This window comes from Streptomyces sp. NPDC043854 (genome assembly GCF_056436005.1).
In genome coordinates this window covers 159,278-180,756 of record NZ_JBWKDK010000005.1, presented here as the reverse complement: position 1 = coordinate 180,756, position 21,479 = coordinate 159,278, and the positions used below count along the sequence as shown (strand labels likewise).

Below are 21,479 nucleotides of genomic sequence, written 5' to 3'. Positions count from 1 at the left end.
CTGCACCGTGACGCGGTCCCCGACCGGCCCGGCACCGGTCCCCGGCTACGAGTACACCGTCTCCGGCTCGTCCGGCGCGGGCGCTCCTCGACGACCGGATGTCGTACTGGTACGCCGCCCCAGCGAGCACGTGCCCACGCTGGAGATCCGCGTCGCCGACAGCAACGCAGACGGGGACACGGTCGTCCTGGCAGCCCTCGTCCACGGACTGGTCCGAGCCTACGAGTCAGCAGCCCGGTACGGCCTGTCGTGGCCGGGCCGGCCACCGACGAGAGCACCCCATCCGACCTGAAGGGGTGCCGTGTCAGGTGCCCTTGGTGAGGAAGCCGAGGAGGATTTGGCGGCTGGTCTGTGAGGTGAGGCTGCCGTAAGCGTCGTCGAAGGCATGCTCGGCGAAGGGCAGTTCCTTGAACGTGGTGTCTACCCCGTCGGCCTGGAGGGATGCGGCGAAGCTCTTGATTGTTTCGGGACGGGCGCTGCGGTCGCGGTCGCCGACGACGAGCAGCGTGCGTTGCAGTCCCTTTCGGATTTCGGTGGTCGGTGAGACCTCGCGGTAGCGCTGGGGGTATTGCGCGGGGGTGCCGCCGGTGAAGAGTTCTGCGGCTTCGCGGGAGCCGGAAACGTCGTCTTTCCACATCTGACTGACATCTGTGCCGGGATAGAAGCCGACGACGGAGGCCGGGGGTGCGGGGGTGGAACCTTCAGCGGCGCGGATCGTGCCGTTCTGGAGACGATAGGCGGTGTTCATGGCGAGGGTGCCGCCGGCCGACATGCCGCCCATGGAGATGCGGGAGGTATCGATTCCGTACTCGTCGGCGTGGTCCTGCACCCAGCGCAGGGCGGACAGCAGGTCCTGCGGGGCGGTGTTCCAGGTGGGCCGACCGGGGGCGGCCAGGCTGTAGTCGACAGCGATGGCGGCCACACCGTGTTCCGCCAGCCAGCGTCCGGTACCGCGCAGGTCGCTCTTGTCGAAGGTGTGGAAGCCTCCGGCATGGGCGAGGACGATGGCCGGCACGTTGCTGTTCCTGTGCTTGGGAAGGTACAGGTCCGCTTTGAGTGCCTGGCCGTTGCGGGTGGCGTACACCTGAGTCGTATCAGGGGTGGCATCGGGGTAGGCGATCTGGCTGAAGACCTCACCGGCGGACACCTCCGTGCCCGCCTGCTGCGCGGCACGGAACTGGATGCCGCCGATCGCCAACGCGGCCACCATGGACAGCGTGGTGACCGCGGTGAGCACACGGCCCCCACGCACCGACCCGCTGCGCCAGGCCGCGACTCCCAAGAGGGCACCGGTCAGAGCGAGTATGGCTATGTGGAAGGGGTACTGGCCACCGAGAACCGGACCGATCACACCGGCTTTGGGGATTGCCGGAGCGTAGGCACCCAGCATGATCGCGGCGGTCAGGAAGGCGACGGCGGAGGCGAGCACAGCGACAACGACGCGCAGGGTTCTCCTGACCTTGCCGGGAGGGCTGGCTGCTGGTGTCGTTGCCGGGCGTCGGCTGGTGAACATGGCGGTGTTCCTCGGGGACGGGGATGTGGGAGGCGGACGAGGCCTCCGTTCGGGACACCACGAGACTGTCTTCCCGAGCCGGTGCTCCGCGTCCCCCGCAGGAGCCAACATGCCGTGTAGCTCTCGGGTGCTACGCAGGGCGATCAGTTCGCCGCTGCTCAGGGCAACGAGGACGGTATCGGTCGACGGGTCGATGTCGAGCGCGGTTGGCGTGCGGTCGATGGGGAACGTCCACGAGGGGATGCCGTTGGAGGCTTCGTCGATCCGGATCGGCGGGCACCGGCCAGCGACGGTCGCCCGCCGCCGACCAACGCTCCAACAGGACGTGGTCCGCGGTGAGTAGGATGTCCCCGTCCGGCAGGACGGTCAGGGAACGGATCTCTCCCGGACGTGGCACGTCCGGGTCCCGCGCCGCGATGAGCGAGGCGGGTTGGGGTCGTGGGGCGGGTACTCGGGCGCCGGTCAAGTCCTCGTGCCGGACAGAGTGGCCCGGAACGGTCCGCCAGTCGGGACGTGTGACGTCCCCGCGATGGCCCTCGGACCAGGCAGCTCGGTCTTCCCAGTCGTCGGGCGGGGCGAGGAGGAGTCGGAGGGTGTGGGCGATCGGCTCCGTAGGCGATGGACACCCGGCAGATACCTGCCGGGAACCACCGGCCTTCCGCGGCCGAACCCCCTCGGGACAGTCGGCGGTCAGGACCCGCAGGGCACCCTCGCAGAACAGGGCCGGCGGCAGGGCGAGGCCCGCCCCGGCAGTCCTGAAAGCCCTCGGGCTCGGTCGGTCTCGGCAGCGGGGATCCCGTGCCCGATCCACACGTCGCGGTGCTGCTGGTTGTACCCCTGATGGACGCGGATGCCGTCCGCCTCGACGCACTGCGGGCTCTACGGCCCAGGCCGGCGCGATTGGGATCGGCGACGCGGAGGTTCCAGCGATCACCGCTCCTCGCTGCTGCGGGAGTGGAGCACGGCCGCCGCGGTCTCCCGCACGCGGTCCTGGGTGATCCCCGTGCACTGTTCGATGGCGAGGGGATGGTCGACGGGCTCGAGCTCACACTCGTGATCCTCGGCGCCGCACCGTGTGCCGTGTGGGACGCCGGTCCGACGTGTCACCGGGCGTCGTGACGGGAGCCGTACTCGGTGAGGAGCAGAGCGATGTCGTCGGCGCGGTAGGAGGAGCGCCGGGCGTTGTGCAGTAGCCGGTCGGCGAGTTCGTCCAGGGATTCGGCGTAGGCGTGGGCCAGGGATGTCCGCAGGCGGTCGATCCCCACGTCGATGTCGGCTCCCGGTTCCTCGACCAGGCCGTCGGTGTAGAGGGCGAGGAGGGATCCCGGTGGCAGGGCGATCCGGGTCCGGGGATAGGCGCTTGTGGGCTCCACACCGAGGAGTGGGCCGATGTCGAGGTCAAGGGCGCTGGTCGGGCCGTCGGGACGGCGGAGCAGGGGTGGAAGATGCCCGGCGGTGACGGCGTGAGCTTGGTGGCTGTGGGGTTCGAGGCGGATGTAGCAGCAGCTGGCCAGTAGCCCGGGGTCGAGGTCGATGAGGGTCCGGTTGACGCCCGCCATCACGTCGCCGGGTGTGCTGCCCACAGCAGTGAAAGCCCGTACTGCGCTGCGCAGCTGGGCCATGGTGGCTGCGGCGGCGATGCTGTGCCCCTGTACGTCTCCGATGACGAGAGCGACCCCGTTCTCGATGGGGATGACGTCGTACCAGTCGCCGCCGATGTCCATTCCGCTGGTACCGGGCAGATAGCGCGCGACGGTACGGATGCCTGGGATCACAGGCAGCCGGTGCGGAAGGAGTGTCTGCTGCAGGCCCCGGGCGACGGCGAACTCCGAGTCGTAGAGCCGCGCTCGTTCCAGAGCCTGGGCGATCAGCCCGGCCAGTGCGGTGAGGACGCCGCGGTCCTTCTCCGTGAACCGGTGGGTCTCGTCGAAGCCCAGGACACAGGTGCCGACAGGGCGGCTGGAGGCTATCAGGGGCAGATACGCCCAGGAGCTCACCTCTCCGACAGGGATGCCCGGGTAGCCCCGGGCGAGGTCCTGCTGCGACTCGATGAAGAGCGGCGCACCGGAGGTGAGCGTTTCCGTACCGGGCAGGCGGGCGTGCAGCGGAACGCCCTCCAGCCAGTCGAGGAAGTCTTCATGGGGACCGGTGTGAAAGAGCCGGTGCATCGTCTTGTCGCGGACCACGTAGATCGCCAGCTGCTGCCCCCCGAACGCCGGCAGCAGCTGGTCGGCCAGAACTTCGCAGACTTCCCGTGCCGTGACCGCCTCAGTCAGCGCGCTGCCCAACTGCAGGACGTGGTACATGACGCCCATCCTCGCCGGCGCCCCTGCGGTCGCGGCGACGCCGACTGCTGACGCCGCTGGGGGACGGGTGTCGGCGACCACCCGCCCGGTGACCCCGTCCGGCTGGGGGTGGAGGGAGAAGGCGAGCCACTGGTCGGGCGAGCGGCGGGTCAGGAAGGACGAGGGCGTCTGGGAGATCATCGCGGACCGGTGCCGGTACTCGACGTCCGGGTCCGACAGCCAGGGCACCCCCTCCCACAGAACCCGGCCCAGCACCTCCTCACCGGAAACGCCCAACAGCCGCAGGGCGCTGTGGTTGGCGTAGGTCACCCGCCCGTCAGGGGCGAGCGAGAACACCCCGTCCTGCAACCGCTCGACCGCGACGAGAGCCTCATGGCCGGCCCGGGCGTCCACGACCGAACCGACCAGGTGGATGCGCGCCCGCGCGTCGTCGGTCTCCAGTGGGCGCGCCCACAGCTCCACCGTGCGGCAGCCATCGCCGCCGGCCCCGCGCTCTGGTATCCGAAGGCGTCGCGAGGTGGTCCGGCCTTCGCCGGCTGCTTCCCGGGCAAGGGCCCGGAGCGCGGCAAGATCGCCGGGATGCAGGCAGGCGGCCAGCGTTTCGGCTCGGCCGTCGAATGCACCGGGATCGAGACCGAAGGCCTCGCAGAACCCGTCGTCCACGGTGAAGGTGCCGGAGGCCAGGTCCCAGTCGAACAAGCCCACCCGCACGGCCCTGGCCACGGGAGCCGGGATCTCGACCGGAGCCGTGCCCGGATCGCATTCCACCGGATCGCCGGTCCGAACACGCAGGGCGACCAGGGAGTCACCGAGCCGGCCGGCGATGGAGCGCAACTTGCGGCGCTGGGTCTTGGAAAGGCCCTCGCTGCCGGGGGAGGTCGCCCAGACGATCGCCAGCGATCCGAAAGTCTCCCCACCTGCGGCCACTGGCACGGAGCAAGAGCCGAAGGCGTACGGCAGCGCCACGGCGAGCTGGGGAAACCGGCGCATCGTCTCGTCTGCGTCGGCCAGGTGGACGGTGCGCCCGGTGCTGTACGCCACGGCGACGGGAATGGGACTGCTCACCGGAATGAGACGCCAGCCACCGAGCAGGGAGGGCGTTGTCCCGTACGTCGCAGCCAGCACGATGGACCGGCGGTCGCGGGAGCGAAGAAAGACGCTCGCCGCATACGCGCCGGTTGCGGCGACGGCCTCGACGACGGCTGCGGCGAGTAGATGCTCGCGCTCCGCCGTCCCACCGACGTTCATCTCGCGCACACCTCCAGTCTGCGCAAGTCAGTCCCCGACGCCCAACACGGCAACCCAGCGAGACATAGCGATCACAGATTGCGTTGCGCAGCCGGCTGGGGACGCCGTCCGCACCCGCTTCCCCGACGTCGCACGGGCCCGCTTGAAGCTGTTGCCGCGGCCGAAGACCGATCCCGAGGGCGCCAAGCCGATCAGCGACATCGCCAGCGCTCACCGGAAGTGGGTGGACTCGCTTCCAGACCTCACCGTTCCGGTCATCACTACGGATGCCGGCACCCGGGTGACGCACATGGTGTCGTTCGACAAGGCCCGCATCTTCACCTACGCCTACCGGCACTGCTATGCCCAGCGGCACGCCGATGCCGGGGTACCGCGGGACGTCCTCAAGGAGTTGACGGACCACCGGCTCATCACCACCACCCAGGGCTACTACCGCATCGGCGACGAGCGGCGCCGCGAAGCCGTCGACCGGGTCACAGCTCTCCAGTTCGACCGGCACGGCAACCGGGTCTGGCGCGCCGCGCAGAGCCTGCTGGACTCCGAGCACGTCCGCCGGGCGATCGGGGAGGTCGCCACCCCGTACGGGGTCTGCCGTGAACCGTCAACGTCGCCGCGGGTGGCCACGCGTGCCCGCTGCGGTTCCGCTGCTTGGGCTGCGAGCACTTCCGATGCAAGCGCGCGCAGCGCCCGTCTGGCCGCCCGCGTGCAGCAGCTCGAACAACGCCTGTCGAAAGCGCCCGGAAACAAGATTTGGAGAGCCTCCGGCCTCGGGGCACCCGTCGACATCGCCGAACTCAGCAGCCGTATCACCCAGCTCGAACAACGCAACGTCGAACTGACCCGGTCATTGGAGGAACGACGAGGCGAACTCGACGCCGCCCGAGCAGCCAACCGCGACGCGTTCAGTCCGGCGGCGTTTCGCGGCAGTGGCGTCGACCGCGTGCTGCGCCGTCTGCGCGGCCTTTGACCGCGGCCTGCGCCGCCGCCGCGATACCGGTGGCGACCTCGGACCCCTTCACCCCGTGCGTCAGCCCGGTCTCCACCAGCACGTCGGCCTGCGCCTTGGCCTGGAGGGCGGCCACCTGCGCCTGCTTGGCGGCCTGGTCGGCGAGCCCGACCTGCCGCGCCGTCTCGGCCTTGACCGGGCGGTAGTCCGAGACCCGTTCGCCGGCCCGATCTGCTGCGAGCATCCGGTCGGCCTCGCGGGACTGCGCTCTATGCGGTCGCCCTCGCCGCGCCTTCGCGGCGCTCGGTGCTGGTGCTCGCCGCCTCACTCGCCGTTTCGGCGGCCGCCGTCCTCACCGGGGAGGCCGTGGTCATCTGCAGCGCGCCGAGCGGAACGCCCCAGTGAGGCCGCAGAGAGCCACGCACGGCACGAGATGTCCGTCTACAGGCCGCGCTCCCGATTCCCCGCCCTCCGGACTCAGGACGGGGCCGACCGGATTCATCGGCCACGTACGCCAGGGGAACCGTCCGACCTGCGTGATCGTCGGTTACGGATGTGACTGAAGTGACGCCCACGCTGCCTGCCGGCCACCGCGAACTGATCTCCGACCTGTCCGGGATTGTCAGCGACTACCCCTATGCAGATCCTCAATCGACCCTCGCCGTCCTCGCCGACGACGCGGCGGGGGCGCTCGGCCGCGATGCCACCCCGGAGGGCCGCCGGGAGCGGACCGGGTACACGATCCTCCTGCATGCCACCTGCTGGTACGTCTCCGCACGTATCTTCAGCAAGGCCCTGTTCGCGTCGTACATACGGGCCCTGGACGGGTTCCGTGCGCAGTTGGACCGGGGCTCCTGCGCCTGCCCGGCCGGTGCCCACCCTGCGGACCTGGACTCGGAGTACGAGGTTGAGGCCGGGGTGAGCATGCTGACCGAGGCCGGACGGGCCGTTTTCGCTGAGGACTACGGTCTTGATGAGGAGGAGCTGGCCGCGTTCGACTGCGAAGGGTTCCTCGCGGACCTCGTCGATGAGGCCCTGGGCCGATTGCACGAGGCGCACCGGGGGCTCTTCGGCGGCATCGACGTCTCCCATCTGGACGCGCAGTTCGTCCGGGACGACGGCCGCATCGACGTCGTCGCCATGCAGGAGGCGATCCGCCGTAGCTGGGAGGACAACACTGGCCCGGTCGCCCTGTGGTCCGCCCGCCGTTGGCTCACCGGGCAGGTGCGGAACGAGGAGCGGATCGGCGTGTTCCTGTGCCTGTGGATGGCCATCGCCCAGACGTACGGGGGTCTGCCGCCCTCGTACGCGCGCGACCTGGCCGCCGCGGTCGCCACCATCGACCTGGACGTCTCCTGCGAGCATCCGCAGCACCCCTGGTCCACCGCCGATTCCACCGTGCAGTCCCGGTACCGTGCGGTGCTCCACCTGTACGCGCCGGACGACCACCCCGATACCCCCGTGCCCTCCGAGTTCTCGGCCCGCGAGCTGTGGGAGTGCCCTGTGCAGTACGCCCAGTTGGCGCAGGAGGCGTTGAAAAACCTTGCGGGATGGCGCACCATGCGCGGCGGCGACGACTGGGAGGCATGAGCGGTACGGGCCGCTTCGGCGCTCGTCCTACCCCCGGTCAGGCAGGTACCCCTGGTGGCGTACGCATCCTCTCACGCCGACCTTGGGGAAGAGCTGGTAGAGGTGGGTGGAGACAGTACGCGGGGAGAGGGACAGCTTCTCGGCGCCGCCTGTTGGCCAGGCTGGCGGCGTCGAGGTTGGCGATTTCGCGTTGCTGCGGTGTCAGCACGGCCTGCCTTGCGGGCGAGGCTGTGAGCCCGGGGACACCGCAGGCGCGGAGCTCCTGGTTCGCCCGTTCGGTCCACGAGGTGGCGCTGAGCCAGCGGAAGGGTTCCGCGGCTGCGGTGAGGTGGTGGCGTGCCTCCGTGCGGGCTCCGCCGCGCCGGAGCCGCTCGCCGTGGTACAGGTGGATGCGGGCCACCGTGTCCAGCCCGGCGTCGCCGGCCGCTTCGGCGTGGTCCCGGGCCTGGCGGTGGCGGCCGGGTTCGGACAGCCGCGTCGACCAGGTCCATGAGGGTCCACAGGGCGTGCGCAGCGTACCGTGCCAGGGTCCCCGACGGCGTGATGAGCATCGTCTCCTGGCAGGCCGCGTTTCGAAGTCCCCTTGTCCCAGGGCGGAGAGTGCTCTGGCGTGGGCGGCGTAGACCCGTACGGTGGAGGCGCGGCGGGGGTCAGCCCACTGCTGCATCCGGTCGGTCAGCTCGCGGGTCGCCCCGTGGTCACCGCGCGCCGGGGCGGTGCAGGCCAGCAGGTAGCTGCCGACCCAGGCCAGCACCGGGTAACCGATCGGCCCGCACCCAGCGACCCGCAATGGGCCACGACAGCACATCCCCCGTCGTGCCACCCGTCTCTGCCGCCCTCCCAGGAGACGGCCACCGGCCTTCGCCAGCAGATCCGCTCAGGCACCTCGCACCCGGCCAATTGACGGGGCGAAGCACGACCTCGCTCTCGTTGGACGAGGTGCTGCGGACCGTCATCCGCTACGGCGCATCCAAGAAAACCTTCTCCTACCTCGGCTGGTAGGCGTGGTGAAGATTCTTCTCTGGATTCGCTACAAACATCCCCACCTGAACTGGAAAAAGCTGTGGCGCCGCTATTACGGGAACCGCATCACTGAGGCCGGAATCGTCCTCCGGCTCTGTACCCGAGAACGGGAGTCGTTCGTCGACGGCTTCGGGAGTCACCGCGTGAGTCGGCCCCTTGATCGATGTTGATGAGTTCGGGAGTCGCTCACGGCCCGGCGGGTCAATTCAGGGGCCACCCTCGGCGAAGGCCCTGATGTGTCGCCCTTGCCGTTCTTCCTCCGCGATCCGATCGCGGAGGACCGCTTGGTCGATGTACGGAGCAACTGCGGCGAGGACTGGGACAAGTCCGGTTCCAGCCGTACTGTTCGGAGCCTAAAGCGCTGCTCATGGACACGGGGGCGGCACTGATTGCGGTAGTCGGCGTTGCAGGAACTCTTGGGGCTGCGCTGCTCACTCAGCGCGGCGCCGACCGGACCAAGCAGCGCGAGCTGGCATTGAGCCGGTCTGTTCAGGAGGCGCGTGAGGACCGCGAGCTGCGCCGCAAGAGCGGTCGTCAGGCTGCTATGAGCATGGGTGCGTGCGACGTCCACCTGGACGATCCGGGCGATCCGACGACCAACCGCCTGGCCGACGAGTTCCCTGACCCATGCAAGCCCCTGCTCGTCCGCGTATAAGCCGAACCTCAGAATTCGCGTCTTCGTGATGGCGCAACCTACCGATCATCAGCCTTTCGGCGGAAACATCCAACCTCCGGCCCGCTCACGCCTGACGCGAGAGGGCGTTGGTGAACCAGTTGTGCACGGGGGTGAGGGTGGGTGATGCCGGCCAGCCATTCACCGCTGCCACGAGGTTCCAGTACGACGCAGCGAGTGGCTCGGGGCTGGTCTGCAGGCGGGTGAGGAGCCAGCGGCGCAGGTCACCGTCGCCGACGTTCGCGAACGCGTGGCCGTAGAGGTCGCTCATCGCTTGGGTGTGAGGAATGGCCTCGGCGGAGGCTGGGAGGAGGCCCGCGGTTACGGCTTCGTCGATGCGTTCGAGCAGTGCCCGATTGAGGCCTTCGTGCAGGCCTTCCATGTCGCTGGTGGAGAAGTCTGCTGCCTGCGCCTCGGCCGCACGGCGTACAGCCGTCCGAAACGGCGCGCTCTGGCAGAGTTCGGCCAGCTCCACCCAGGCTTCGACCTGCTCGGGCGTGGGGTCGTCGGGGAGGTCCGGCAGGGTTGTGCGCAGGAGGGCCTCGAGTTCGGGGTGGGCGTGGGGCTCGGCGAAAGTGGCGTCGACGAAGTCGACGATCAGTTGCTGTCGTTCGGTGCGGGAGAGCGTGGCGAGTCGGTGCATGAGGTTCATCTCCATGGGGGTGGGTCCGCGTCGAGCGACTGCGCGCAGTACGGTCCGGCGCAGGCGCAGGGACTGAATTTCCACGTCGAGGGCATCGGCGTGTGCTTCCGCGACGTCCGCGAGGGATGCCTTCCGGTCCAACACCTTCCGTACGGCCGTCAGGTCCAGTCCGAGGTCGCGCAGCGTGCGGACCAGGTTCAGGCGTGCCAGCGCGTCGACGCTGTAGAGCCGGTAGCCCGCTGGACTTCGTTCGGTCGGGGGAACGATGTCCTGGTCGGAGTAGTACCGGATGGCCTTCACTGTCAGGCCCGTCAGGCGAGACAGGTCCCCGATGGAATAGAGCGTGTCGCGTTCCATGCCTCAAGCTTGGAGTCTCCCCCTACAGGAGACTCAACCCAGGTGGCGACGTCCATTGCCCTGGTCCGCCCGGCGCCATCACGGGGTGCTCGACGGCGGCGGATCGTGTCGGGGTCGTGGGAGCCACCGCGCGCCCGTTGCGGAGGTTTCCCGGCTCCTGCAGGTCACCGCACTGAAGTAGACGCGGTAAGGGGCCGGCCTGGAAGACGTACGCATCGCCCTGTCCGGGGGCACCGGGGAGTTCCGGTACCGGTTCGCGCCAGCGCACCCGCGGGTGGAGACCGGCCAGCATTGCGCCGACCCCGGCGCGTGCCATGGTGCGCACACGCAAGGCGCGGTCTGCGTCCAGTGTGGCCCCCATGCGGTCGGTGAAAGGTGTTATGGCGATCTCGTAATAGGCGGCCAGAGCGTCAGTGACTGCATCGAGTGCCTCGCGGTCCCCGTCAGCCAGTCGTCCCACCCAGGCGGGCTGGCGGCGGTAGATCGACAGGCGCTCGCCTCGTACGCACCCTTCAGCCGGGTGCCAGCACTGCTTTCCGCCACATGCGGTGGCGGAAAGCAGGTGCGGCCAGGGAACCGGCGACGTCGAGCAAACCCCGCTGCCCGCAGGCGGGCGTCGCGTGCAGGCCGCAACGCCTCCTCGACGCCGGCGCGCACACCGAGCCGCGGCGCCGTCTCCGGCGGTGATGGAGAATCTGCGCCAGCCGCGACGTGCAACTGCAACCGCGGAAGCAGCTGCCAGGTTGACTGCTGGTGCTTGGGCTGCAGTTCGACTTGGTCGGGGTGCGGCTGCGGCTATGTCTGGACCTGTAACGGCGTGCTGTGCGCCTGACGGACGACGAGCAGCACGGTGCGGGGGGCCGTCCGGCCGCTCAGGTAAGCGGCTGCTCGGCTCCACCCCCGAGAGGTACAGGTGATGCCGGGCGCGGGTGCCGTCCGTGAAGCGGCGCAGACGGCCTCTGGCGGGGCCGGCCGGGTGATGCGGGCGGCGAGGAGGCCGAAGACTGCGACGTAGCAGTGTCCGGCGGACATGCCGCTGCTGCCCTGCAGGGGGCGGTCCGACCCCTGCAGGGCAGCCGGCGGGCGAGGACGGGGATCTGAGGCCGAAGGCCAGTCATGATCCTGTCCGCGCGGTAGTCCTGGTGCGCGGCCGATCGCCCGGCGTGGGTGGCGGGGCGGACCGCAGCCGTCGTGGTCCTCGGAGCCATGTGTACGCCCGCCGTCACTCACCCGCGTCGCCCTCCTCTTCGACCGGCTACGTTTCGACGGGTCGGCTCACGGTTGCGGGGTGCGGAGGCACTCGATCAGGTAGTCGCCCGTCTCGGGGTCGACCGTGACTCCGTGTGCCTCGCTGCCGAAGCCGGGGAAGGCACGGTCGAAAGCCTCCAGGGCGCCGAGGTAGCGCAACAGCGGTCCGGCGGGGCTGCCGAGCGATTCACCGGGCATCAGCACGGGGATGCCGGGCGGGGTGACCGTCACCATGGCGGCGGCCACCCGGTCGGCGGCATCGGCGAGCCGTACGCGTTCGGTGCCGCCTCGGATGAGCTGCTGGTAGCAGTGCCGGGGCGGGTGGACCGGGCGGGGCAGTTCCTGGAAGGCCTCGTCCAGGGCTTCGATGAAGGCGCCGCGGGTGAGGTGTTCGTGCATCCGGGCGCACAGGTCGCGCAGGCTGGTGTTCCGGTAGCGGCGCCGGAAGCGGTCGGTGAGTGCCGGCAGGACCCGGTCCAGCGGGGCGTCGCCGTCGTAGAGGGCCTTGAAGTCCATCAGGGCGTCCATGAGAGTGCCCCACTTGCCCTTGGTGATGCCCATGGAGAAGAGGACCAGCGTGGTGTAGCTGTCGGTCTTCTCGACCACGATGCCGCGGGTGGACAGGTACTCGGTGAGCACGCGGGCGGGGATGCCCCACGGCTGGGTCTCGCCGGCGGCGGTGACGCCGGGGCAGGTGAGGGTGACCTTGATGGGGTCGAGCATGCAGTAGCCGTCGGTCAGGTCGCGGAATCCGTGCCAGGCGGCGCCCGGTTCGAGCTGCCAGCAGGAAGGCTCTTCGGCGAGCAGCGCCACCGGCGCGTCGGCGAACGGCATGCGTGTACCGGTTGCCGGGTCGGTGACCTGCTCGGGCTGCCAGACGTCGAAGAACCAGTCCGGCCGGTCTCCGGCGGCAGCGATACGGCGGCCCGTGCGGACGACGGCCTGCCGGAACCGGACGGCCTCGGTGACGGCCTCGTCGATCAGCCACCGGCCCTGCGGCCCGTCCATCATGGCGGTCGCCACGTCGAGGGAGGCGATGCCGGGATAGAAGGCCGAAGTGGTTCCGTGCATCATGAACGCCTCGTTGAAGCGGTCGTGTTCCACGGGGGCCCGGGGTGCGGGCCGCACGTGCACCATGGCGCACTGGGAGAGCGCGGCGAGCAGCTTGTGCGTGGAGTGGGTGGCGAACACGGTGGGCCGGTCGGCGTCCTCGAAGGTGTCCGGGTCGACGGCCATCCCGTACCGCCCCTTGTAGAGGGGATGGAAGCGGGCGTAGGCGAACCAGGCCTCGTCGAAGTGGAGCCGCGGGGTGCTCGGAGCGAGGGCGCGGGCCGTGGCGAGGGTGTCGTAGCACAGGCCGTCGTACGTGGAGTTGGTGACGACGGCGTACTGGGGCCGGGGTGTGACCGCGTCGGCACTCAGGGGGTTGGCGGCGATGCGGGCGGCGACCGCGGCCGAGTCGGTGGCGGTGGGCGGCAGCGGTCCGGCGAGCCCGTAGCCGTTGCGGGTGGGGACCAGGTAGACGGGGCGGGCTCCGGAGACGACCAGGCCGTGGAGGACGGACTTGTGGCAGTTGCGGTCGACGAGGGCGATCTCGTCGGCGGTGACGCTGTAGTGGCCGACCATGCGGTTGCAGGTGGAGTCGCCGTGGAGGACGAAGTACGTGCGCTCCGCGCCGAAGACGCGGGCGGCGTTGCGCTCGGCGTCGCCGATGGGGCCGGAATGCTCGAACAGCGAGCCGAGTTCACCGACGGAGATGGACAGGTCCGTGCGGAACAGGCGCTCGCCGTAGTAGTCGAAGAAGGCGCGCCCCGCCGGGGACTTCAGGAAGGCGACGCCGCCGGAGTGGGCGGGTGTGTGCCAGGAGTACTCGTGGGCGTCGTCGAAGCGGCGCAGGGCGCGGAAGAACGGAGGCAGGGCGTCCTTGCGGTAGGTGTGGGCGGCCGCCGCGACACGGCCGGCGATGAAGGCAGGGGTGTCCTCCAGGGGCCAGATGTAGCCGACGACGGTCTCGGACACCCACAGCGGCAGGCCCTCCAGGTCGTGGTCGGACCCGTCGGTCATGAGGAGGAAGACCGGGAGGTCCTTGAAGCGGTGCCGGATGCGGTCCAGGACCTCGGCCCCGCCCGTGGACACTGCTGCGTCACCGGACCGTCGACCGCGTTCGGGCGCTGCTCCGGACCGGTCGTCCGCTTCTCCGACGCCGGCTCCCGCACCGGCTCCGGCGCCCGCTCCGGCTCGTGTGGTGTGGGCCCCGGTCCGACCTGTGGAAGGGCGCGGCAGGTCCCAGGCCACCACGGCGGCGGCGAGGCCTGCCTCGGTCTGGAGGACGGCCCGGGCGTCGCGGGAGTCGGCCGCCCAGCGCAGCTCCAGGCCGCGGTTCTCCAACTCCTTGCCGATCCTTCGCAGTTGTCCGGCGCTGACTCCGCCGCCGAGTGGGTCTTCGCGCAGTGCCAGCAGCACCGTGCCGTTCGCCATGGGGTCCGTCCGCCTTCCGTCGCGGATACCCGCCCCTGGAGGCGGGGCGTGGTGGTGGGTGGCCGCCGGCGCGAACCCGGGTGCCGGCGACGGCGCCATTGTGGCCGTCCGCCGTGTCCCGGAGGCGGTCGTCGAACGGGGTTCACCCGCAGGTGGTCGCAGGTGGCGCGGCGGCTTGACCCTGGCTGCTCCGGTGTGCGCCGGCCCTGCTCGTCCGGACCGCCGGCGTCCCGCACACACTCCTCCTGGCGCTCCAGGTACCGCCGGCCACGTCAGACCCGGCCCCGTCGGCGCCGGCCGGCCGTGGACGGCGATCAGGTGGGGCTGCTGCGCTGTCAGCACAGCAGCCCCACCGGTCGGCACCCGGCCGTCACGCCATTCAGTGACCGCTGCTCGGGCCCCGGATTTGCGCCGTGGGTGCCATGGTGGGCGGAGCGCCCTGGCAACAGGGCCCGCGGGGTGCCGGCTGCGACCGGGAGCGAGGCCGTACGGGGACCACCAGGCTGACAGGGGATCAGGGAATCCGGTGAATGCCGGATGTCGGCCTGCCGCTGCTGCCGCGAACCTGCTAGCAGTGAACGCGGTAGCGAAGCGGACATGCTACGAAATTTATCAATGTCCTGAAGAAAGGTATGGGATGCGCAAAATCTTCCCCCTTGCCCTCCTCGCGCTCGCTCTCGGGGCCGCACCACTGACCCCGGCGGTGGCCAAGGCACCCCAGCAGGCCGACGTGATCCCCGGCCGGTACATCGTGACCCTCAAGGACACAGCCGCTCCCGACGGTGCCAGCATGGACGCGGCCGTGGACGCGGCTGTCAAGCAGGCCACCACCCTGGGCGCCCATGTGCAGCACGTGTACCGCTACGCTCTCCACGGCTACGCCGCGTCCATGAGCGCGAGCGTCGCAGCCACCCTCGCCGCCGACCCGCAGGTGAGTTCGGTGGAGCCCGACCGGCAGGTAAAGGCCACCGCTCAGACGGTCCCGACCGGTGTGAACCGCGCCGAGGCCGACAAGAGCCCCACAGCGGCCATCGACGGTGTCGACACCCGGGTGGACGTCGATGTCGCCGTCATCGACACCGGGATCAGGGCGAACCACCCCGACCTCAATGTGCACACGGCCGGCGGCAAGAACTGCTGGCTGCCCATCCTGCCGCCCAACGACTGGCACGGCCACGGTACGCATGTCGCCGGAACCATCGGCGCCCTGGACAACAGCACCGGGGTGGTCGGTACGGCACCGGGTGCCCGACTCTGGCCGGTTCAGGTGCTCGACCCCTTGGGCGTCGGCACCACCGCGGCGGTCATCTGCGGCATCGACCACGTCACCCAGCACGCCGACGAGATCGAGGTCGCCAACATGAGCCTGGGCGGCTCGGGCACCGACGACGGCAAGTGCGGCGACACCAACAACGACGCCATGCACAAGGCGATCTGCAATTCCGTTGCCAAGGGCGTCACTTACACCGTGGCGGCCGGCAACGACCACGCCGACGCCAAGGGCATGGTCCCCGCCGCGTACGACGAAGTGATCACCGTCAGCGCCCTGGCCGACTTCGACGGCAAGCCGGGAGCCCTCGGCAAGCCGACGTGCCGCAGCGACGTGGACGACACCTTCGCCGACTTCTCCAACTACGGCGCCGACATCGACCTGATCGCGCCCGGCGTGTGCATCCTCTCCACCTCCAACAGCGGCGGCTACACCACGCTGTCCGGCACCTCGATGGCCGCACCCCACGTCGCAGGCGGCGCAGCGCTGTACCGGGCCACCCACCCCGACGCAAAGCCCGAGGACGTCAAGACGGCTCTGCAGAACGCCGGCAGCCTCGACTGGACCTGGCCTTCCGAGGACGGCGACGCCACCCAGGAGCGTCTGCTCAACCTCACGTCCTTCTGAGGCGGTCACCTGCACCGTGGCGTGGGCGCGCACCTGCACCGGTGCGCGCCCACGCCACGGGGAGGGCGGGCCGAACGCTCCCCTACGCCACCGTGTGCGACACCCAGACGGCGGCACGGTGTACTGCACGGAACGGGGACGCCCGCCTCGCGCTTTCATGGGCCGGGCTGGGCTCTCCAGGCCGGGACCAGGAAGCGAGGAGCGCCGCTGACCTGGGACGATGGGACTTGTCTAGGGCCATTTCGTCGTCAGGGAAGGTGCACGCTTGAACGGAATCCCAGTCGCCGGCGACGGGAAGGGCTGTTGCGGCGGGCGACGGCGACCAGGGCCTTGTGGTGGCGCCGGCCCTTGACCAGACGCCGGCGGGCTCCACGGACGGCAGCGGCAGGGCCGGCGGTGCCCGTGCCGGCCGCGCATCGGCTGCACCGCTGCGGTCAGGCCCCCGGCGGCTGGTGTGTGTGGGCCCCGTATCCGGGCAGGCGGGGGTGTGGGAGGGACCGTCCTTCCCCCCACCGCGGTCGGCGCGTCAAGCGCCGACGGGTGGTCCCGCTGCCTATCGACAGGACGTGTCATGTCACAGGTGAAGGAATCCATTGAGGTCGACGTTCCCGTGACCACCGCTTACAACCAGTGGACCCAGTTCGAGTCGTTCCCCCAGTTCATGGATGGCGTCGAACGCATTGACCAGCGTACCGACACCCTCACCCACTGGGTCACCAAGATCGGTGGCGTTCAGCGGGAGTTCGACGCCGAGATCACCGAACAGATCCCCGACGAGAAGGTCGCCTGGGTCACCCTCGGAGGACAGACCGAGCAATCCGGTCTCGTCACCTTCCGCCCCGTCGACCCCACCCATACCGAGGTCACGCTGATGATGGACTTCGACCCCGAGGGCATGGCCGAGAACATCGGTGACAAGCTCGGCTTCGTCGACCGCCAGGTGAAGGGTGACCTGAAGCGGTTCAAGCACTTCATCGAAGAACGCGGTGCCGAAACCGGCGCCTGGCGCGGCACCGTCTGACATCTGCCTGCAACTGCCGTTTCGGGTGCACCGCCCGCACCGCCTGGCTGCCGGATGTGTACTGCTCGGCCGTAGCCCACGCGGCTTCGCGCCAAGGCCGGCAGCCGCAGATATCACGGCGACCGGCCCGGGCCGCTCGTTCCGAGTGTCAGGGAGGGCCGTCTTCCAGAGCGGTCAGCACTCGGGTGACGGCCGGGACGGTCGTCGGAGGGTCGACATCCAGGGCTTGGAGCAGCTGTCCGCCGGCAGGCCACCCGGCGGTGCGCGCGCGGTCCGGACCCGCACTCCCCCGCACCTGCGCTCCCCTTGGAGGATCGCACCATGGGCGGCGGACGGTCATCCCGGCGGCAGCGCTCTGCGCAGCCTTGTGTCGAGCTCCTTGGCGAGCTGTGCATCGGACGGTGGGTCGTCGCCCTGGAGTCGTGCCAGTTCGGCCGCGAAGGTCCGGGTGAAGGCACCGTAGAGAGGGGTGCGCGGCCGCTGGACGGCGTTCTCCAGTGCGGGCAGCAGGGTGTCGCGCGCGTAGCCGGGGCGGCCGTGGGTGTCCCGTGGCATCCGGTCCGTGCGCTCGCTCGTCGGGGCCGCGGTGGCCTGGCCCGGCGGCTTCGCCGCCTTGCACGTCAGCTTGTCGTCCTCGTACGCGGAGAGCCGGGTGGCCGCGAAACCCGCGTCGAGCAGGCAGCGTTCGCTCTCCCTGCCGGTCAGGAACTCGACGAGCTGCCGGGCTGCGGTGCTCCGCTGCGACCCCCGGGCCACGGCCAGGTTCTGGCCGCCCAGCACCGCTCGGCCGGGCAGCGGGGCCACGCCGAGCTGCTCCTCGGACAAGGACTGGTGGAGGGTGCGGTAGGCGTACGGCCAGTGGCGGAGGAAGGCGGTGCGGCCGGCCGCGAAGTCGGTGAGGGTGTCCGCCTCGTCGGAGTGGACGGCGTCCGGCAGGGTGTAGGCGGCCTGCGTGCGGTTGCGCAGCTCGTCCAGCCCCGCCGCCAGGCCGTCCACGGAACCGGTGTAGCGGCCGTCCCCGTCGGTGAGGGCGAAGTCGTCGGTGGCGGAGGCGAAGGCCTCGACGCCGTTGACGGTGAGGCCTTCGTAGGACGCGTCGAGTTGCGCGGTCCAGCCCTTGCGGTAGGCGTCGGGCAGCTTCCTGCCCGCGCCGTCGAGGGCGCCGATCAGCTGCTGGACCATGGGCCAGCGGGTGCCCTTGCCGAGGTCGGGGTCCGTGATTCCCGCGCTCTTCAGGTAGTCGCGGCGGTAGAAGAGCAGCCCGACGTCGCTGTTGAAGGGGACTGCGTACACCTTGTCCTTCCAACGGGCGGTGGCCGCGACGGACTTGACGACGTCGGCATCGACCAGCTCGTCGGGGAGCGGCTGGACCAGACCCGCGGCGGCGAACTCCGGCACCCAGGTCACGTCGAGGTTGACCACGTCGTACTCGGCGCTGCCGGACTGCAGCGCGCCGAGCAGTTGGCTGCGCTGCTGGTCCGCCGAGCCGGGCAGCTCGACCAGCCGGGCCCGGTAGCCGGAGCCCTTGCGCTCCTGCTCTGCGTTCCACGCCTCGATCAGCTGCTGGCGGATGCCTCCCTTGCCGGTCACGTCCCGGCCGCTGGCCAGCACGATCTCGCCCGGAGAGTCGGCCGCGCCCCCCGGTCCGACCTGCCCGCCGGCCTGCCCGCCGGCCGGTCCGCCGGGTCGGTCGTCCCCGCCGTCGCATCCGGCGGCGAGCAGGAGGGCGAGGAGCACCGAAGTGGACGCGCCGCACCGTCGCAGGCCGTGCCTCATCCTTCGCCCCCCGTTCCGGTCCTGGCGACCTCGTCCCGCAGCCGGGCGACGAGATCGACCTTGGTGTCCAGACAGCGGCCGCCGCTCGCCTCCGAGACGGCCGCATCCGGTTTGCCCTTGTCGCACCCGCCGCTGTCCAGCGAGGCCATGACCACCGGGATCTTCTTCTCCCGTGCGGACGCCAGCAGCGTGTCCAGGCGGCCGTCCTCCGTCAGCCGGTGGTTGTCCTCGTCGTCCGTGATGTAGACGATCAGCTGCGGGTGGCGGTCGTCGGTGCCGCGCCGCGCCATGTCGTCCAGGGCTGCGACCAGCGCCCGGTAGGGGTCGGCCTCCAGGTCCTTGACCTTGGCCATGGCGTCGATGGTGCGCCGGGCCTGCTCGCGCTCGTGCGTACCGAACGGCAGCACCTCGCTGTACGCCCGCCCGCCGCCCGGCTCGGTCGCCACGCCCCAGACGCCGTACTCGTCGCGTTCGCCGAGCCCGGCGAGGGACTGCCCGATGATGCCGGGCGCCCCGCCGGGCCCCTCCCACAGGGCTCCCATGGATCCGGACGAGTCCAGCAGGAAAAGGACCCGTCCGGGCCCGTTGGCTTCCCGGTAGTCCTTCAGCGCCTTGGTCATCGCGGACGGGAGGACGGTGTCGGTGAGCGGCCCGGGGTTCTCCAGGGCACCGAAGTCGCTGAAGACGATGCCGGTGGCCAGGGGCCGGTGGATGCCCGACGCGCTCCGGAACCCGTCCCTTCCGAATACGGCGAGTCCGCCCCGGGTCCCCGGCGCGGACGCCTGCTCCCCGTTCTTCCCGGCCGCGTTGTTCCGGGCCGCCTTGCCGGTCAGCCAGCCGTGGAAGCGTTCCACGGCATCGCTGCGCGCCTCCTTGTCCCGGTCCGCCCCCCGCCAGCGCACGCGTACGAATGTCGGGCTCAGGCCCGGGACATCGGTGGGGTACGCGGCCGTCCGCCGCGCCCGGGTCATGCTGTCGCAGCCGGTTCCGGTGTGGAGCAGGAACTCCGGCACCAGGGCGGCGGTCCGACCGTCCGCGTCGTCGTCGGGCAGGGTGCACAGCAGGTCCGCGCCCGTACGGGAGGGGGGTCCGGTCTGGGCCACGCTGCGTTCGGCAGCGGCCGGGTCCGGCTGTCCCGTGCCGTACAGGCCGACGGTCGCGAGCAGGCCCGCGTCGGTGTACTCCGGGTCCGTACGCCGCATGCCGGCGCGGTTCTTCAGCGCGGCGGTCAGGGCCGCGAGGCTCCCCACCCGCTCGGAGACCGCCTCCGCCGCCAGGTTCTGCGGAACCGCGAGCACGAGCGGCGAATACGCGAACGGCTCGGGGTCGGGCCCCAGCTCGACGTACGTCCGCTCGGTGGTGGCGGAGCGGGCCCGGTCCACGTCTGCGGACGCCGCCGGGATCCAGATGTCCGGCTGGGGGCCGATGTCGCGCTGTGGATTGTTGTCGTCGCCCGCCGGCCGCTGCCAGGGGTCGGACTGCCGGTTGAACGCGGCGACGGCCGCGGCGGCTCCGGCGCTGTAGACGGTGATGCCGCTGCGCCTGCACGTGCCGTCCGTCAGGTTTTCCTGCGACGTCAGGTACGCCTCCGCCGCCCTGCGGACGGTCGGTTCGAGGTCGGGGTCGGTAAGCAGCCGCAGTTCGAGCGGCGGCCTGCAGGGGGCCCCGTTGCCGCCGTCGAGGACGGCGAGGCCGCCGATGACCAGGCCGGCGACCGCCGCGGGCACGCCGACGACGGCCGCCAGCCGCCGCCCGGTAAGGGGCCCGGGCAGGCCGCGGCCCGACTGGATGCCCATGCCGCGTCGAGCGAGCCCGCCGAGTCGGCCGAGCCCGCCGAGTCGGCCGAGTCGGCCGGGCATGCGGCCGGGGGCCCGGCCTTCGGAAGACCGCGGGCCGCCGGCTGTCCCGGCCGGCTGCGGGGAGGCCCTCCCGTCGCCGGACCCGTCCGGGCCGCCGAGGGGACTCGGCGTGGGCGCGTCCGGCCCGGGCAGAGAAGGGGCAGCGAGCAGTACGCCCGCGCCCGGGGCCGAGCGGCTCTGCGGCTCCCACGGCTCGGGAGGCTCGCGCAGCGTCCTGTGGTGCGCGGACATGTGGGCCCTGAGCCGGTCGGCGAGTTCGTCGAAGCCGACTTCGCCGCCCTGCCCGTGCAGGCCGTCGCGCAGGAAGCGGACGAGCTGCCCGGTGAACGGTGTGGGCGTGTCGTCGTCGCCGGCGTCGATGCGGTTGTTGGCCTGCACGCTCATCAGCAGGGAGGTCCGCTGCCGCTGCGCGGTGTCGAGCGCGTCCCATGCCGCCGAGGCGTTGCCCGCGTAGCAGCAGTCGAGGATGACGACCACGTGCTCCGCCCTCGTACGGGAGAGCACGGTGAGGACGCTCTTCCAGGGCACCGCACCGAGGAACACGGACTCGGCACCCGGGACGATGGTCGCCCGCCGCATCAGCAGCCAGAGCTCGTCACCCGTGCTGGGCACCGCTCCGTGCCCGGAGAAGTAGAGCAGGAGCAGTCCTTCGGCCGCGTCGACCGCGGCGCCCAGCCGACGGTCGAACTCGTCCACGGTACGCGGCCGGGCGACGGTGATCCCGTCCTCGGCGAACACCCCGCCCTCGCGCAGCGACCTCTCCAGCCCGGCCAGGTTGTGCTCCACCGCCTTGAGGTCGCCGGGCACGCCGGTGGAGTGCTCGGGCTGTTTGAAGGCGTATTCGGGTACTCCGACGAGCAGCGCACGGTTCACCTTCCCCCGGGGGTCGAAGCGCGCCACC

General features: G+C 70.8%; 13 protein-coding genes. 6 read left to right on the top strand and 7 right to left on the bottom strand.

The window, feature by feature from the left end:
* Nucleotides 1-7 precede the first annotated feature (7 nt).
* Nucleotides 8-292 (top strand): glutamate-cysteine ligase family protein, encoded by a 285-nt coding sequence (locus AC068A_RS07200; protein ID WP_478581901.1) that lies wholly within the window; start codon nt 8-10, stop codon nt 290-292.
* A gap of 12 nt (nt 293-304) precedes the next feature.
* On the opposite strand, the gene AC068A_RS07195 is transcribed toward AC068A_RS07200, so the two are convergent.
* Together AC068A_RS07195 and AC068A_RS07190 are read right to left on the bottom strand one after the other, a co-directional pair.
* Nucleotides 305-1,513 carry an alpha/beta hydrolase gene (locus tag AC068A_RS07195; RefSeq protein WP_478581899.1) on the bottom strand — a complete coding sequence of 403 codons (1,209 nt, stop codon included), beginning with the start codon at nt 1,511-1,513 and terminating at the stop codon, nt 305-307.
* 1,103 nt (nt 1,514-2,616) lie between these two features.
* Nucleotides 2,617-5,067 (bottom strand): SpoIIE family protein phosphatase, encoded by a 2,451-nt coding sequence (locus tag AC068A_RS07190; protein WP_478582124.1) that lies wholly within the window; start codon nt 5,065-5,067, stop codon nt 2,617-2,619.
* Between the two features lie 142 nt (nt 5,068-5,209).
* On the opposite strand from AC068A_RS07190, the gene AC068A_RS07185 reads away from it, so the two are divergent.
* Nucleotides 5,210-6,034: a site-specific integrase gene (locus AC068A_RS07185; RefSeq protein ID WP_478581896.1), complete on the top strand. Its 825-nt coding sequence runs from the start codon at nt 5,210-5,212 to the stop codon at nt 6,032-6,034.
* Here AC068A_RS07185 and AC068A_RS07180 read toward each other — a convergent pair.
* Nucleotides 5,970-6,257 carry a hypothetical protein gene (locus AC068A_RS07180; protein WP_478581893.1) on the bottom strand — a complete coding sequence of 96 codons (288 nt, stop codon included), beginning with the start codon at nt 6,255-6,257 and terminating at the stop codon, nt 5,970-5,972. The genes AC068A_RS07185 and AC068A_RS07180 overlap by 65 nt on opposite strands.
* 320 nt (nt 6,258-6,577) lie before the next feature.
* Between AC068A_RS07180 and AC068A_RS07175 the strand changes: the two genes are divergently transcribed.
* Both AC068A_RS07175 and AC068A_RS07170 read left to right on the top strand, forming a co-directional pair.
* Nucleotides 6,578-7,603 carry a hypothetical protein gene (locus tag AC068A_RS07175; protein WP_478581890.1) on the top strand — a complete coding sequence of 342 codons (1,026 nt, stop codon included), beginning with the start codon at nt 6,578-6,580 and terminating at the stop codon, nt 7,601-7,603.
* Nucleotides 7,604-8,993: 1,390 nt separating this feature from the next.
* Complete coding sequence (locus AC068A_RS07170; RefSeq protein WP_478581887.1) at nt 8,994-9,281, top strand: hypothetical protein; 288 nt, start codon at nt 8,994-8,996, stop codon at nt 9,279-9,281.
* A gap of 85 nt (nt 9,282-9,366) precedes the next feature.
* Here AC068A_RS07170 and AC068A_RS07165 read toward each other — a convergent pair whose 3' ends face one another.
* Both AC068A_RS07165 and AC068A_RS07160 read right to left on the bottom strand, forming a co-directional pair.
* Nucleotides 9,367-10,299 carry a MerR family transcriptional regulator gene (locus AC068A_RS07165; protein ID WP_478581884.1) on the bottom strand — a complete coding sequence of 311 codons (933 nt, stop codon included), beginning with the start codon at nt 10,297-10,299 and terminating at the stop codon, nt 9,367-9,369.
* A 1,275-nt stretch (nt 10,300-11,574) separates the two neighbouring features.
* Nucleotides 11,575-14,025, bottom strand: coding sequence for an Orn/Lys/Arg family decarboxylase (locus AC068A_RS07160; RefSeq protein WP_478581881.1), 2,451 nt, complete (start codon nt 14,023-14,025; stop codon nt 11,575-11,577).
* Nucleotides 14,026-14,662: 637 nt separating this feature from the next.
* On the opposite strand from AC068A_RS07160, the gene AC068A_RS07155 reads away from it, so the two are divergent.
* Both AC068A_RS07155 and AC068A_RS07150 read left to right on the top strand, forming a co-directional pair.
* Nucleotides 14,663-15,922 (top strand): S8 family serine peptidase, encoded by a 1,260-nt coding sequence (locus AC068A_RS07155; RefSeq protein ID WP_478581878.1) that lies wholly within the window; start codon nt 14,663-14,665, stop codon nt 15,920-15,922.
* 571 nt (nt 15,923-16,493) lie between these two features.
* Nucleotides 16,494-16,943, top strand: a complete 450-nt coding sequence (locus tag AC068A_RS07150; protein ID WP_478581875.1) for an SRPBCC family protein — start codon at nt 16,494-16,496, stop codon at nt 16,941-16,943.
* 336 nt (nt 16,944-17,279) lie between these two features.
* Here the strand turns inward: AC068A_RS07150 and AC068A_RS07145 are convergent, their stop codons facing one another.
* Together AC068A_RS07145 and AC068A_RS07140 are read right to left on the bottom strand one after the other, a co-directional pair.
* Nucleotides 17,280-18,719: an extracellular solute-binding protein gene (locus AC068A_RS07145; RefSeq protein ID WP_478581873.1), complete on the bottom strand. Its 1,440-nt coding sequence runs from the start codon at nt 18,717-18,719 to the stop codon at nt 17,280-17,282.
* The gene (locus AC068A_RS07140) at nt 18,716-21,478 is read right to left on the bottom strand and encodes a substrate-binding domain-containing protein (RefSeq protein ID WP_478581871.1); all 2,763 of its coding nucleotides are present in this window, start codon (nt 21,476-21,478) and stop codon (nt 18,716-18,718) included. Before AC068A_RS07140 ends, AC068A_RS07145 begins: the two co-directional genes overlap by 4 nt.
* Between the last annotated feature and the right edge of the window lies 1 nt (nt 21,479).